Raw genomic sequence first — 14,131 nt, 5'->3', positions numbered from 1 at the left:
ATGTCTCTGGCAAAAGCATCGGTGTGGACCGCCGCGTCCACGCTCGTCAAAATTGGCGCCGGATTGCTGGTCGTCAAGCTGCTGGCGGTCTCTTTCGGCCCGTCGGGCGTCGGGCTGGCGGGCAATTTCCGCCAGTTGGTCACCGTGCTCGGGGTGTTGGCCGGGGCTGGCATCTTCAATGGCGTCACCAAATACGTGGCTCAGCACCATGACGATGCCGCTCAACTCCGCCGGGTGGTAGGCACCTCTTCGGCGATGGTGTTGGGCTTCTCGACGCTGCTGGCTGTCGTGTTTTTGCTGGCGGCGGCGCCCATCAGCCAGGGTCTGTTTGGGCATTCGCACTATCAGGGGCTGGTGCGTCTGGTTGCGCTGGTTCAGATGGGGATAGCCTGGGCTAACCTCCTGCTGGCGCTGATGAAAGGTTTTCGTGATGCTGCCGGGAACGCCCTTGCGCTGATCGTCGGCAGCATCATTGGCGTCATCGCCTATTATGTTTGCTACCGTCTGGGCGGCTACGAAGGCGCGCTGCTGGGGCTGGCGCTGGTGCCAGCGTTAGTTGTTGTGCCTGCGGCGTTTATGCTGATGCGCAGGGGCGTTATCCCGTTAAGCTACCTGAAACCCCTGTTGGACAAGGTGCTGGCCAGCCAGTTAGGGAAATTCACCCTGATGGCGCTCATTACGTCAGTGACCCTCCCGGTGGCCTATGTGATGATGCGAAACCTGCTGGCAGCGCACTACAGCTGGGATGAAGTGGGGATCTGGCAGGGGGTAAGCAGTATTTCAGACGCATACCTTCAGTTTATTACGGCTTCCTTTAGCGTTTATTTGCTGCCAACCTTATCGCGCCTGACCGTTAAAAAAGAGATTACCCGGGAGATCTTCCGCTCTCTGCGTTTTGTACTTCCTGCCGTCGCGGCCGCCAGTTTTACCGTCTGGCTATTGCGCGATGTCGCCATCTGGTTGCTCTTCTCGGCAAAGTTTACCGCCATGCGCGATCTGTTTGCCTGGCAACTGGTGGGTGATGTGCTGAAAGTAGGCGCTTACGTTTTTGGCTATCTGGTGATTGCGAAAGCCTCGCTGCGCTTGTATATCCTCGCGGAAATCAGCCAGTTTACGCTGCTGACGGCGTTCTCACACTGGCTGATCCCTTCACATGGCGCTCTGGGCGCGGCGCAGGCTTATATGGCAACCTATATCGTTTATTTCGCTGCCTGCTGCGGCGTATTTTTACTTTGGCGTAAACGCGCATGACTGCACTGATTCACATCCTGGGGTCGGATATCCCACACCATAACCAGACCGTTTTGCGGTTTTTCAATGATGCGCTGGCATCGGACAACCCTGATGCGTGCGAGTTTATGGTTGCAGGCCAGGACAATGGCCTGAGCGCGGCGTACCCGGCGCTTAACATGACCTTCTGGGCAGATAAAGCGGCACTGGCGAAAGCGGTTATCACGAAAGCTAAAGCGGATCGTGAACAGCGCTTCTTCTTCCATGGGCAGTTCAATACTGGACTGTGGATGTCGCTTCTGTGCGGCGGCATCAAATCTTCCCAGTGCAGTTGGCATATCTGGGGGGCCGATCTCTATGAAGTGTCCTGCAACTGGAAATTCCGTCTCTTCTACCCGCTTCGCCGCATGGCGCAAGGGCGTGTGGGCCGCGTGTTTGCCACGCGCGGCGATCTCAATCACTTTGCCAGGCTGCACCCTGATGTTCGCGGTGAGCTACTCTACTTCCCCACCCGGATGAACCCCGCGCTCAACAGCATGGCTGACGATACGCCGCGTGAGGGCGAACTGACGATTCTGGTCGGTAATTCCGGCGATCGCAGTAACGAGCATGTTGCGGCGCTGCGGGCAGTGCATCAGCAGTTTGGCGATACGGTGAACGTGGTTGTGCCGATGGGCTATCCGGCCAACAATGATGCGTATATCGATGAGGTTCAGCGGCAGGGGCTTGCGCTCTTTAGTGCGGAAAATTTGCATATTCTGCGCGATAAGCTGGAATTTGATGACTACCTGGCGCTGCTTCGCACCTGCGATCTCGGCTATTTCATCTTTGCCCGTCAGCAGGGGATTGGTACGCTGTGCCTGCTTATTCAGGCGGGGATCCCGTGCGTGCTCAACCGCGACAACCCGTTCTGGCAGGATATGGCCGAACAACATGTTCCGGTATTGTTTACCTCGGATACACTAAGCCTCAATGTGGTACGCGAAGCGCAGCGACAGCTTGCGCTGGTGGACAAAAGCACCATCGACTTCTTCAGCCCAAACTACCTTACGTCGTGGCGCCGTGCGCTGCGCATCGCCTCAGGAGACAAAGCATGAGCCAGTTGCAATTCAGCGGCTTGTTGGTGGTCTGGCTTCTGAGCACATTACTCATCGCCACGCTCACCTGGTTTGAATTCCGCCGCGTGCGTTTCAACTTTAACGTCTTCTTCTCGTTACTGTTTCTTTTGACCTTTTTCTTCGGCTTCCCGCTGACCAGCATTCTGGTCTTTCGCTTTGATGTGGCGGTTGCGCCTCCTGAAATTTTGCTTCAGGCCCTGTTGTCGGCAACCTGCTTCTATGCGGTGTACTACATCACCTATAAAACGCGGCTGCGCGCAGTGAAAGCCAGTGCGCCACGGCGGCCAATGTTCACCATCAATCGCGTGGAGGCGCACCTGACGTGGGTGATGCTGATGACCATCGCGCTGGTGAGTGTGGGCATCTTCTTTATGCACAATGGCTTTTTGCTCTTTAAGCTGCACTCCTACAGCCAGATCTTTTCTGCCGAGGTCTCCGGCGTGGCGCTCAAGCGCTTCTTCTACTTCTTTATTCCGGCGATGCTGGTGATCTTTTTCCTGCGTCAGGATAGCAAGGCGTGGCTGTTTTTCCTGGTCAGCACCGTCGCCTTCGGTGTTCTGACCTACATGATCGTGGGCGGCACGCGGGCTAACATCATCATCGCCTTCGCCATCTTCTTGTTCATTGGTATCATCCGCGGGTGGATCTCCCTGTGGATGTTGGCTGCTGCCGGGGTGTTTGGCATCGTGGGCATGTTCTGGCTGGCGCTGAAGCGCTACGGGCTTAACGTGGCTGGCGACGAAGCGTTTTACACCTTTCTGTACCTCACGCGCGATACCTTCTCGCCGTGGGAAAACCTGGCCTTGCTGCTGCAAAACTACGACAAAATCGATTTCCAGGGCCTGGCCCCGATTGCGCGTGACTTCTATGTCTTTATCCCAACGTGGCTGTGGCCAGACCGCCCGGGGGTTGTACTCAATACGGCAAACTACTTTACGTGGGAAGTCCTGAATAACCATTCCGGCCTGGCGATATCTCCTACGCTGATTGGCTCGCTGGTGGTCATGGGGGGCACCTGGTTTATCCTTCCCGGGGCGGTGGCTGTCGGGCTGATTATCAAATGGTTTGACTGGCTCTACGTGCGTGGCAATGAAGAGACGAACCGCTACAAGGCCGCGATTTTGCACAGTTTCTGTTTTGGCGCCATTTTCAATATGATCGTACTGGCGCGCGAGGGGCTGGATTCGTTCGTCTCGCGGGTGGTGTTTTTTATGGTCGTATTTGGCATCTGCCTGCTGCTCGCCAGGCTGTTGTACTGGCTGTTTGATAGCGCAGGGCTGGTACACAAGCGTGCGTCTCACCGCACAACGCTGTCGCAAGTCTGAGTAAGGATCGTAATGACTGATATAACTTCTGCACCGCGCTATGCGCTGCGTGGCCTCGAGCTTATTGGCTGGCGTGATATGCACCATGCGCTGGATTTTCTCTTTGCGGACGGTCAGATAACATCCGGTACGCTGGTGGCTATTAACGCCGAGAAGATGCTGGCAATTGAAGAGAACGCTGAAGTAAAAAGCCTGATTGACGCGGCCGAGTTTAAATACGCGGACGGTATCAGCGTGGTGCGTTCTGTGCGCAAAAAGTATCCTGGCGCAAATGTTTCGCGCGTGGCGGGAGCCGATCTCTGGGAACAGCTGATGGCGCGTGCAGGCCAGGAAGGCACGCCGGTATTCCTGATCGGCGGTAAGCCGGAAGTGCTGGCGCAGACGGTGCAAAAACTCCAGCGGCAATGGAATGTTAAAATTGTCGGCAGCCAGGATGGGTACTTCAACGCGGACGATCGGCAGGCGCTTTTTGAACGCGTGCGCGACAGCGGGGCGAAAATCGTCACCGTGGCGATGGGGTCGCCGCGTCAGGAGATCCTGATGCAAGATTGTCGTCTGGTGTGCCCGAGTGCCCTGTATATGGGCGTTGGCGGCACCTACGACGTCTTTACCGGCCACGTTAAACGTGCCCCTAAAGTGTGGCAAAACCTGGGGCTGGAGTGGTTATACCGTCTGTTATCGCAACCGACGCGCATCAAACGGCAGATTCGACTGCTGCGTTACCTCTCCTGGCACTACACCGGCAAGCTGTAATCAAAATGTAGCGCGACATGCTGTTCGCGCTGCAACTCTCCTGCAAAACTGCTGCGATTCTGTGCAATGCATTCATTTTTTTAATGCATCGTTTGCCATTTGGCCGATTTTAAGAAACCATTCGCTCCGTATTTCAGTACCCCTAAAAACTATACCTGGTACAAAGCCGGGAAACAGTAAACACAACAGAGGATTTATGGCAGAGAAAAAACCGGAGCTTCAGCGTGGGCTGGAAGCTCGACATATTGAATTGATCGCGCTTGGCGGCACTATTGGTGTGGGCCTGTTTATGGGCTCCGCCAGTACGCTCCAATGGGCAGGGCCTTCCGTTCTGCTGGCGTATATTATCGCCGGGCTGTTCGTCTTCTTCATCATGCGTTCTATGGGCGAGATGCTTTTCCTGGAACCCGTAGCCGGTTCATTCGCAGTTTACGCGCATCGCTACATGAGCCCGTTTTTTGGCTACCTCACGGCCTGGTCGTACTGGTTTATGTGGATGGCGGTTGGCATCTCAGAAATCACCGCGATAGGGGTCTACGTGCAGTTCTGGTTCCCGGACATGGTGCAGTGGATACCCGCGCTCATTGCTGTGGGGCTAGTAGCGCTGGCAAACCTTGCTGCCGTGCGCCTCTACGGCGAGATCGAATTCTGGTTCGCGATGATCAAAGTCACCACAATCATCGTCATGATTGTGGTCGGGCTGGGGGTGATCTTCTTTGGCTTTGGCAACGGCGGACAATCCCTTGGCTTTGGTAACCTCACTGAACACGGTGGCTTCTTCGCGGGCGGCTGGAAAGGCTTCCTGACGGCGCTCTGTATCGTGGTCGCCTCCTACCAGGGGGTAGAGCTTATTGGGATCACCGCCGGTGAAGCGAAAAATCCGCAGGTTACCCTGCGTAGCGCCGTTGGCAAGGTGCTGTGGCGGATCCTGATTTTCTACGTGGGGGCGATTTTCGTTATCGTCACCCTCTTCCCGTGGAACGAAATCGGCACCACTGGCAGCCCATTTGTACTCACCTTCGCGAAGATTGGCATCACGGCGGCGGCTGGCATCATCAACTTTGTAGTGCTGACGGCAGCGCTGTCTGGCTGTAACAGCGGCATGTACAGCTGTGGGCGTATGCTATATGCCCTTTCTAAAAACAACCAGCTGCCGGCGGCAATGGGGAAAGTCTCCCGAGCGGGCGTGCCGGTTGCAGGCGTGGCGGTGTCGATTGCGATTTTGCTGGTCGGCTCTTGCCTGAACTACATCATCCCTAATCCGCAGCGGGTGTTTGTATACGTCTATAGCGCCAGCGTGTTGCCGGGGATGATTCCGTGGTTTGTTATCCTGATAAGCCAGCTGCGGTTCCGCCAGGCGCACAAGCAGGCAATTGCCAGCCATCCGTTCCGCTCGATAATGTTCCCGTACGCGAACTATATGACCATGGCGTTCCTGATTTGCGTCTTAATCGGGATGTACTTAAATGAAGACACCCGCATGTCGCTGTTTGTCGGGATGATCTTCCTTGCTGCGGTGACGGTGGCATATAAACTTTTTGCCCTCGGCCGCCGTACTACTCGCGTGAAAGTGGAGTAATAAGCGACAAAGTGTGCAAAGCATAACCAAACGCGCATATTTTTCAAAAAAGCACTAGACAGCGGGGGCGGAGGTACGTAATATCCAGCCCCGCAACGGCGCTAAGCGCCCGTAGCTCAGCTGGATAGAGCGCTGCCCTCCGGAGGCAGAGGTCTCAGGTTCGAATCCTGTCGGGCGCACCATTAACCCGGTGCTGGAGCTGCGGTGGTCTGAGAAGTAGTCAGTACCGCGTAATTTAAAAATACAGTGGTGGCTATAGCTCAGTTGGTAGAGCCCTGGATTGTGATTCCAGTTGTCGTGGGTTCGAATCCCATTAGCCACCCCATTATTTGAAAGAGTTGTGAATTGCGAAGGTGGCGGAATTGGTAGACGCGCTAGCTTCAGGTGTTAGTGTCCTTAGGATGTGGGGGTTCGAGTCCCCCCCCTCGCACCACGACTTTTTAAATGAATTGAACTAAAAATTCAAAAAAAGCAGTACATCGGCGAGTAGCGCAGCTTGGTAGCGCAACTGGTTTGGGACCAGTGGGTCGGAGGTTCGAATCCTCTCTCGCCGACCAATTTTCCACCCCGCTTCGGCGGGGTTTTTTATTTTCTGCCGCGTTTCACGTTTGTCGTCATATTCGCACAACGCCCTTTCATTCTGTCGTGATTCAGCGACATACAATCTATTGAAAAGCCTGACGATTATCCCGCAGGCCTGTTGCTGTCTCTTCCTGGCGACACATTGTCTGCAGGAGCCCGCTTTTTTTGTGGTGCAGAAGTGAGGCGACCCGCATAAATTCCTTTAATCTTAAAATGTTGCGCGCTCGACAGGTTCTGTATGCCACTTTGGCATGTTATGTGCAATAATAGATCTGTAGATGCTCATTCCACCTCTTATGTTCGCCTTAGGGCCTCATAAACTCAGGAATGACGCAGAGCCATTTAGGGTGCTTATCGTCCACCGACAGATGTCGCTTCGGCCTCATCAAACACCATGGACACAACGTTGAGTGAAGCACCATTATGTTGTCTTACAGACCTGTTTTAACGCCTGCTGTTATAGCAGGCGTTTTTTTTGGCTTGCGGAAAGTCTGGCAAAAGAAGGGCTTATGCCTGATAGCGAACCACCATCAGGCATTTTGTTCACTACTGAGGGGCATTATTTTGCAACGTCAATAACAGGCCGTCCCGGCGCATGGCTGCCGCCTCTTCCGGCTTGTGCAGCTTATCCAGCGTATCGGCAAGCCACGCGTAATCAAACGCATCCGGGCGATGTTTTAGCGCCACACGGAAGGCGAGACCCGCCTCCTGCCACTCGCCGTGCTTCATCAGCGACTGGCCCAGCGTGCTCCAGAGCAGGGGCCGATCGCCGACGGATTTGATCTGCTGGCGGAGCATTTTTTCAATTTGCTCCGGGTTATTGGTTTTCAGACGCGGGATCACCATTACCAGACGATCGTCGTACTGGCGTTTCAGTCCGTCGAGGAGGATCTCCTGTGCGGTGTCATGATCGTCACATTCAATCAGATGTTCCGCCATTGCCACCTGCAGGGGAACCTGCTGACGCGTTTTACGGCTCTGATTCTTCCACCAGGTTTTCAGACCATCGCTGCCCAGATCGGCGCGCGCCTGGTCCATCAGCCCAATCCACGCCAGACGCTGAAGCTCATCACGATGCTCATCATCACCCACTTCCGCTTTCGCCATGGAAGGAATGATATCCAGCAGCGAGCCCCAGGCACCGGTGCGAATATAGGCCTGCTCGGCAAGGCGTAGCACTTCAGGATGGCGCGGGGTGATTTCCAGTAGACGGTCTATTCCATGACGCGCGGCGTGGTTCTCATTACGTGCCAGCTGCAGACGAACGCGTGTAATTTCTACCGGGATCTGGTCATTTGAAGCCAGTTCAGACGCACGTTCAAGATGCTGATTGGCGCGGGCTTCATCGCCACGCTGCTGCGCGGCTTCAGCCGCCAACAGGTAGTTCACCACTGGCTGTTCGGCATGGTCGGCATTCTTTGACAGCAGCTTTTCAACCTGCTGATAGTCACCCTCGGCGAGCTTAAGCAGCGCCTGCTCGGTCTGCTTACGGGCGCGACGGCGCTTACGGCCAACAAACCAGCCGCGGGTATGTGCTCCGGTGCGGAAGATGCGGCGCAGGATCCACTCGATAGCAAACAACACCACGACACTGAGGATCAGCACGATCGCCAGCCCCGTTACGCTGGTTTCGATGTTGTAGTTATCGGTCTGGATCAGAACGTACCCCTGATGGCCCGCCAGCATTGGTCCGAGGACGATCCCGGCGATCAGCAGGATAAAGAGTAAGAGGACTTTCAGCATCATTACTCTCCTTGTGGCGCATTTTCAGGCGCTGGCGCTTCGGCTGCCGGTTCTGCCGGCATGCCCGGTTGTGCCAACAGGTTACGCACGCGCGTCTGCATCAACTTCTCCAGAATCGGCTGGCTTTCCAGCTTATCCGGCACGTTCATGGTAATGTTTTGCTGGCTAAGCTTATCGATGTCTTCGAGGAATGCCGTGGTGGTGGCATCATCGGTATTGTAGTAAGCGCGAACCCACGTCGAGACGTTATCCAGCGCCTGTTTATAGGTCTCTTCCTGATGACGCGGAATAGCCTGCGCCGCAACCAGCAGGCGGGAGCGAATATTTTCGCGCAGATAGATATCCTGGTTCGGTGCTAACAGCGGTACGGCGGTCTCATCACGGCGGCGAATAGTGATGAAGTTGTCCATAAAGTTCTGCCAGCTTTTTTGCAGGTTTACCCGCCATTCACTCAGTGAACTGGACAGCTCTGTACCGTCGGAATCCATGGGGGAATCATCATCGTTATTATCCGCTAGCTGCAGGTTATCGATCTGGTTGGAGAGCTGGTTCACCTTGAGGATAATGCCGTCATAATCCACCTGTGAAACGGCGGAGAGGCTGGCGATATCTTCCGTGATCGCGCGGCGTGCGGCGATAAGGCTTGGGTCATTCATGTCCGCCAGGCTTGCATCGGCGCTTTTCAGCAGCGCGGCGGCCGTGGTGACATCCTGATCGGTCCACAGCTTACGCCCGGCCAGTTTGACCAGGAAATCGGCCTGTGAGAGCAGCCAGGTTTTGGCATCGGTACCGGAAATGGTGGCAACCTTTTCCTGCACTTCGTCCAGCTGTTTGGCCAGCTCTTCCTGCTTGCTGTTCGCATCTGCAAGTGCGGCAGCCTGTTGTTTAATAATGCCTTCCAGCTCGGTTTTCTGCGTCTCCTGCGCTTTTTGTAGCGCGGTCAACTGGTTAACCAGCGCATCGCGGGCAGTCGTTTGGTTCGCACCTTGCTGCTTCACTAAGCCGTACAGGCCCACGCCTGCCGCCAGCGCAATGGCGATGGCAATCGCGCTCAGCGCAAGGCTGGTTTTACTGCTGCCGTTTTTTTTCTCAACAGTTTTCTCAGTCGTTTCTGACTGTGGCGTAACCTCCACAGTCTCCCTGGTCTCTTCAACCACGGCGGAGGGTTTTTCGTGTTCCGTCATTATGGCTTCCCATTTGAGAGTTATTGTAATGCGCGCAGCAGCGCATCGTTGTCGGCGTTATCGGCGATCCGAATATCTTGCCAGCCCAGCTCCCGGGCATGGTTCGCCAGACGCTCGCTGACGACCAGAAGCCGGCAGCGGAGTAACCAGTTTTCACGATACCAGTGCGGAATGAGCGTCCAAAGCTGCTGCAGCATTTCACCGCTGGTCACCACCAGCGTGTTGATGCCGCGCGTATGCCAGCGCATCGCCTCTTGCGCGCCATCATACTTTTTTGCGCAACGCTGATAGCATTCGCAGAACGTGACGCTAGCACCGCGTTCCCGCAGCGTTTCCCCCAGCAGCTCGCGTCCGCTATTCCCGCGTAAAATCAGGGCGTGTTTTCCCGCAACATTTTGTAATTCAGGTAATTGTAGCAAGACTTCGCTGATTTCCCGATCTAACGGATAGCGAACGTCTATTCCACTGTTGGTATGCAGGGCCAGCGCGGTCGTGCGGCCAATGGCAAAATAGCGGGGGGTGGTTGGCCAGCGATGCCCTTGCTGTTGCAACTGCGCATGGGCGAATTCCACGGCATGTTGCGACAGCGCAAACAGCAGATCGCCGTCATGCAAAGTATTCAACGCGTTGGCGAGCGTAGGCAGCTCGCGACCCGGGGAGAATTCAATCAGCGGAAAACTCCAGGCCACCTGCCCCAGTGCGCGCAGACGGCTCACTAAATGCTCTCCTGCGGGAGAAGGGCGGGTGACAAGAATACTCATGCAGGGGGTTCTCCATTATAGACGTCGGCCAGGATTTCACGGGCACCGTTATTGAGCAACTCTTCTGCCAGCGATACGCCAAGCGCTTCTGCGTCTTGCGGATGGCCGCGACGCTCGCCGCGTACCATCTGTGAACCGTCCGGCGCGCCAACCAGCGCACGCAACCACAGTTCACCGTTGCTTAATTCAGCATAGCTGCCAATTGGCACCTGACAGCCGCCTTCGAGGCGGGTATTCATTGCCCGCTCGGCTTTAACGCGGATGGCGGTCAGGTCATGATTCAGCGGCGCAAGAAGGTGTCGGGTACGCGTATCTTCCAGACGGCACTCAATGCCAACGGCACCCTGACCCACGGCGGGGAGCGAGAGTTCTGGCGGCAACGCGACGCGAATACGCGACGCCAACCCCAGACGCTTCAGCCCCGCCACGGCGAGAATAATCGCATCGTAATCACCGTTATCCAGCTTGCCGAGGCGCGTGCCGACGTTACCGCGCAAGGAGCGGATAACCAGGTCCGGACGACGTTCAGCCAACTGACATTGACGGCGTAAACTGGACGTGCCAACCACGCTACCTGCCGGCAAGGCCTCCAGCGAGTCATATTGATTGGAGACGAACGCATCACGCGGGTCTTCGCGCTCGCAGATGGTCACCAGCCCCAACCCGTGTGGGAACGCTACGGGCACGTCTTTCATGGAATGTACGGCGATATCGGCGCGGTTCTCAAGCAATGCCAATTCCAGCTCTTTAACAAACAGGCCTTTTCCGCCGACTTTCGCCAGCGGTGTATCAAGAATCACGTCGCCGCGCGTCACCATTGGCACCAGCTCGACGCGTAATCCTGTGTGGCAGGCTTCGAGGCACTGCTTAACATAATGTGCCTGCCAGAGCGCGAGGGGGCTTTGGCGTGTGGCAATTCTCAAAACATTGTCTAACATGCTTGTTACCGTCATTATCAATCACTAACCATCCTAACATTGTTGACTCCCGGATGGCAGTTTTACGGTTGATGTTGCACAGATGATAAAATAAAGAGGGAGAGGTGGCGTACTCGTCAGCCACTACCGTATTCAGGAATTTATGCGTACAGATTGCTGCTACACTTTGTATGTAGCGCAACTTTCTTTACGGTCAATCGGCAAGGTGTTAAATTGATCACGTTTTAGACCATTTTTTCGTCTGTACGACCATACAGATAAGGGCGAAAAAGGGTAACGGTTATCTTTTTGAATACTGCGGGCCCACGGTTATTCGATTTTTGAATAAGGTGTGACGCCCGGGAACATCAGGCGATATGTCTTGTACCTCTATATTGAGACTCTGAAACAGAGACTGGATGCCATAAATCAATTGCGTGTGGATCGCGCGCTTGCTGCAATGGGACCTGCTTTCCAACAGGTTTACAGTCTGCTGCCGACATTACTGCATTATCACCATCCGCTGATGCCAGGTTACCTTGATGGTAACGTTCCCCAGGGCATTTGCCTCTTCACGCCTGATGAAACCCAACAGCACTATCTCAACGAGCTTGAACTCTACCGCGGTATGCCGCCGCAGGTCTCTCCAAAAGGCGAGCTGCCGATTACCGGCGTTTACTCTATGGGAAGCACGTCATCGGTAGGACAAAGCTGTTCTTCTGACCTGGATATCTGGGTCTGCCATCAATCCTGGCTTGATAACGACGAGCGCCAGCTTCTGCAGCGTAAATGCAGCCTGCTCGAAAGCTGGGCGGCGTCGCTCGGCGTGGAAGTGAGCTTCTTCCTGATTGATGAAAACCGTTTCCGCCATAATGAAAGCGGCAGTCTGGGGGGCGAAGACTGCGGTTCGACCCAGCACATCTTACTGCTGGATGAGTTTTACCGTAGCGCCGTGCGCCTGGCCGGGAAGCGTATTCTATGGAATATGGTGCCGTGCGACGAAGAAGAGCATTACGATGATTACGTGATGTCGCTCTATTCGCAGGGCGTTCTGACGCCAAACGAATGGCTGGATCTCGGCGGCCTGAGCTCGCTGTCGGCAGAAGAGTACTTTGGCGCGAGCCTCTGGCAGCTTTATAAAAGTATTGATTCCCCTTACAAAGCGGTGCTGAAAACCCTGCTGCTCGAAGCCTATTCCTGGGAATATCCCGCCCCGCGACTACTGGCAAAAGATATCAAGCAGCGTCTGCACGATGGGGAGATCGTCTCCTTTGGGCTTGATGCCTACTGCATGATGCTGGAACGCGTCACCGAATACCTGAAAGCCATTGATGACACCACGCGTCTTGACCTTGTGCGTCGATGTTTCTATCTCAAAGTGTGTGAAAAGCTCAGCCGCGAGCGCGCATGCGTTGGCTGGCGTCGTGAAGTGGTCAGTCAATTAGTGAAAGAGTGGGGATGGGAAGAAGAACGCCTGTCCATGCTCGACAACCGCGCCAACTGGAAAATCGATCAGGTGCGTGAAGCGCACAATGAACTGCTTGATGCGATGATGCAAAGCTATCGTAATTTGATCCGCTTTGCGCGGCGCAACAACCTCAGCGTTTCCGCCAGCCCGCAGGACATCGGGGTATTGACCCGTAAACTGTACGCCGCTTTCGAAGCGCTGCCGGGTAAAGTCACGCTGGTGAACCCGCAGATTTCACCAGACCTGTCAGAACCGAACCTGACCTTTATCTATGTGCCGCCGGGCCGCGCAAACCGTACCGGGTGGTATCTGTACAACCGTGCGCCAAGCATGGATTCCATCGTCAGCCATCAGCCGCTGGAATATAACCGTTATTTGAACAAGCTGGTGGCCTGGGCCTGGTTTAACGGCCTGCTGACCTCGCGCACCCGGTTGTTTATCAAGGGTAACGAGGTGGTCGATTTAGCCAAACTGCAGGAGATGGTGGCGGATGTGTCGCACCACTTCCCGCTGCGTCTGCCCGCGCCGACGCCAAAAGCACTTTACAGCCCGTGTGAAATTCGCCACCTGGCGATTATCGTCAATCTGGAGTACGACCCGACGGCGGCCTTCCGCAATCAGGTGGTTCACTTTGATTTCCGCAAACTGGATGTCTTCAGCTTCGGCGAGCAGCAAAACTGCCTGGTGGGCAGCGTAGACTTGCTGTACCGCAACTCGTGGAATGAAGTGCGTACCCTGCACTTTAACGGCGAGCAGGCGATGATCGAAGCGCTGAAAACCATTCTCGGTAAGATGCATCAGGATGCCGCGCCGCCGGACAGCGTAGAGGTGTTCTGCTATAGCCAGCATCTGCGCGGTTTGATTCGTACTCGCGTGCAGCAGCTGGTTTCTGAATGCATCGAACTGCGTCTCTCCAGCACCCGCCAGGAAACCGGGCGCTTTAAAGCGCTGCGCGTTTCCGGCCAGACCTGGGGGCTGTTCTTTGAACGCCTGAATGTGTCAGTGCAGAAACTGGAAAATGCGATAGAGTTTTACGGCGCTATCTCGCACAACAAGCTGCATGGCTTGTCGGTGCAGGTGGAAACCAACCACGTCAAATTGCCGCAGGTGGTCGATGGCTTTGCCAGTGAGGGGATTATTCAGTTCTTCTTCGAACAGTCGGGCGACGATGCTGGTTTTAATATTTATATCCTGGATGAGACCAACCGCGCCGAGGTCTATCACCACTGTGAAGGCAGTAAAGAGGAGCTGGTGCGGGACGTTAGCCGCTTCTACTCCTCTTCGCACGACCGCTTTACCTATGGCTCAAGCTTTATCAACTTCAACCTGCCGCAGTTCTACCAGATTGTGACCGTAGATGGCCGTACGCAGGTGATCCCGTTCCGCACGCAGGCAGTTGCGCCGGCGATGCCCGCCAACCAGGACACTGCTCCGCTGCTGCAACAGTACTTCTCATGAACCCGCCTGCCGG

At 55.3% G+C, this 14,131-nt stretch carries 10 protein-coding genes and 4 tRNA genes; 10 read left to right on the top strand and 4 right to left on the bottom strand.

Features of this window, described 5'->3' with window-relative positions; genetic code table 11:
- From wzxE to NL510_RS22085, 9 genes are all read left to right on the top strand, one after another.
- The gene (wzxE, locus tag NL510_RS22125; protein WP_253380412.1) at positions 1–1,251 is read left to right on the top strand and encodes a lipid III flippase WzxE; all 1,251 of its coding nucleotides are present in this window, start codon (positions 1–3) and stop codon (positions 1,249–1,251) included.
- A complete protein-coding gene (locus tag NL510_RS22120) occupies positions 1,248–2,327 on the top strand; it encodes a TDP-N-acetylfucosamine:lipid II N-acetylfucosaminyltransferase (protein WP_253380410.1) in 1,080 nt (359 codons plus the stop codon). The genes wzxE and NL510_RS22120 overlap by 4 nt, the downstream gene beginning before the upstream one ends.
- Positions 2,324–3,673, top strand: coding sequence for an ECA oligosaccharide polymerase (gene wzyE / locus NL510_RS22115; RefSeq protein ID WP_253380408.1), 1,350 nt, complete (start codon positions 2,324–2,326; stop codon positions 3,671–3,673). The genes NL510_RS22120 and wzyE overlap by 4 nt, the downstream gene beginning before the upstream one ends.
- Positions 3,674–3,685: 12 nt before the next feature.
- The gene (gene wecG / locus NL510_RS22110) at positions 3,686–4,426 is read left to right on the top strand and encodes a lipopolysaccharide N-acetylmannosaminouronosyltransferase (RefSeq protein ID WP_253380406.1); all 741 of its coding nucleotides are present in this window, start codon (positions 3,686–3,688) and stop codon (positions 4,424–4,426) included.
- A 196-nt stretch (positions 4,427–4,622) separates the two neighbouring features.
- Entirely contained in the window at positions 4,623–6,005 is a 1,383-nt protein-coding gene (gene thrP / locus NL510_RS22105; RefSeq protein WP_253380404.1) for a bifunctional threonine/serine APC transporter ThrP, read from the top strand.
- A 105-nt stretch (positions 6,006–6,110) separates the two neighbouring features.
- Positions 6,111–6,187, top strand: a tRNA-Arg gene (locus tag NL510_RS22100).
- 67 nt (positions 6,188–6,254) lie between these two features.
- Positions 6,255–6,330: transfer RNA gene (locus tag NL510_RS22095), tRNA-His, on the top strand.
- Between the two features lie 22 nt (positions 6,331–6,352).
- Positions 6,353–6,438 (top strand) — tRNA-Leu (locus NL510_RS22090).
- Between the two features lie 47 nt (positions 6,439–6,485).
- Positions 6,486–6,562, top strand: a tRNA-Pro gene (locus tag NL510_RS22085).
- A gap of 571 nt (positions 6,563–7,133) precedes the next feature.
- On the opposite strand, the gene hemY is transcribed toward NL510_RS22085, so the two are convergent.
- Genes hemY through hemC form a run of 4 tightly spaced genes read right to left on the bottom strand, consistent with a single transcriptional unit; the run spans position 7,134 to position 11,213 of the window.
- Positions 7,134–8,330: a protoheme IX biogenesis protein HemY gene (hemY, locus tag NL510_RS22080; protein WP_253385063.1), complete on the bottom strand. Its 1,197-nt coding sequence runs from the start codon at positions 8,328–8,330 to the stop codon at positions 7,134–7,136.
- A gap of 2 nt (positions 8,331–8,332) precedes the next feature.
- Positions 8,333–9,514 carry a uroporphyrinogen-III C-methyltransferase gene (gene hemX, locus NL510_RS22075; protein WP_253380402.1) on the bottom strand — a complete coding sequence of 394 codons (1,182 nt, stop codon included), beginning with the start codon at positions 9,512–9,514 and terminating at the stop codon, positions 8,333–8,335.
- A gap of 20 nt (positions 9,515–9,534) precedes the next feature.
- Complete coding sequence (gene hemD / locus NL510_RS22070; RefSeq protein ID WP_253380400.1) at positions 9,535–10,275, bottom strand: uroporphyrinogen-III synthase; 741 nt, start codon at positions 10,273–10,275, stop codon at positions 9,535–9,537.
- Positions 10,272–11,213: a hydroxymethylbilane synthase gene (gene hemC, locus NL510_RS22065; RefSeq protein WP_253380398.1), complete on the bottom strand. Its 942-nt coding sequence runs from the start codon at positions 11,211–11,213 to the stop codon at positions 10,272–10,274. Before hemC ends, hemD begins: the two co-directional genes overlap by 4 nt.
- 361 nt (positions 11,214–11,574) lie before the next feature.
- Between hemC and cyaA the strand changes: the two genes are divergently transcribed.
- Positions 11,575–14,118, top strand: a complete 2,544-nt coding sequence (gene cyaA / locus NL510_RS22060; protein ID WP_253380396.1) for a class I adenylate cyclase — start codon at positions 11,575–11,577, stop codon at positions 14,116–14,118.
- Positions 14,119–14,131 lie beyond the last annotated feature (13 nt).

The sequence above is a fragment of the unidentified bacterial endosymbiont genome (assembly GCF_918797525.1).
In the GTDB taxonomy this organism is placed as follows: domain Bacteria; phylum Pseudomonadota; class Gammaproteobacteria; order Enterobacterales; family Enterobacteriaceae; genus Enterobacter.
This window is presented reverse-complemented; position numbering and strand designations above follow the sequence as displayed.

Coding starts and splice junctions, on each gene's coding strand:
- hemD (WP_253380400.1), bottom strand. CDS start 10,275: ATGAGTATTCTTGTCACCCGCCCTTCTCCCGCAGGAGAGCATTTAGTG.
- wzxE (WP_253380412.1), top strand. CDS start 1: ATGTCTCTGGCAAAAGCATCGGTGTGGACCGCCGCGTCCACGCTCGTC.
- hemC (WP_253380398.1), bottom strand. CDS start 11,213: ATGTTAGACAATGTTTTGAGAATTGCCACACGCCAAAGCCCCCTCGCG.
- wzyE (WP_253380408.1), top strand. CDS start 2,324: ATGAGCCAGTTGCAATTCAGCGGCTTGTTGGTGGTCTGGCTTCTGAGC.
- wecG (WP_253380406.1), top strand. CDS start 3,686: ATGACTGATATAACTTCTGCACCGCGCTATGCGCTGCGTGGCCTCGAG.
- thrP (WP_253380404.1), top strand. CDS start 4,623: ATGGCAGAGAAAAAACCGGAGCTTCAGCGTGGGCTGGAAGCTCGACAT.
- hemX (WP_253380402.1), bottom strand. CDS start 9,514: ATGACGGAACACGAAAAACCCTCCGCCGTGGTTGAAGAGACCAGGGAG.
- NL510_RS22120 (WP_253380410.1), top strand. CDS start 1,248: ATGACTGCACTGATTCACATCCTGGGGTCGGATATCCCACACCATAAC.
- hemY (WP_253385063.1), bottom strand. CDS start 8,330: ATGCTGAAAGTCCTCTTACTCTTTATCCTGCTGATCGCCGGGATCGTC.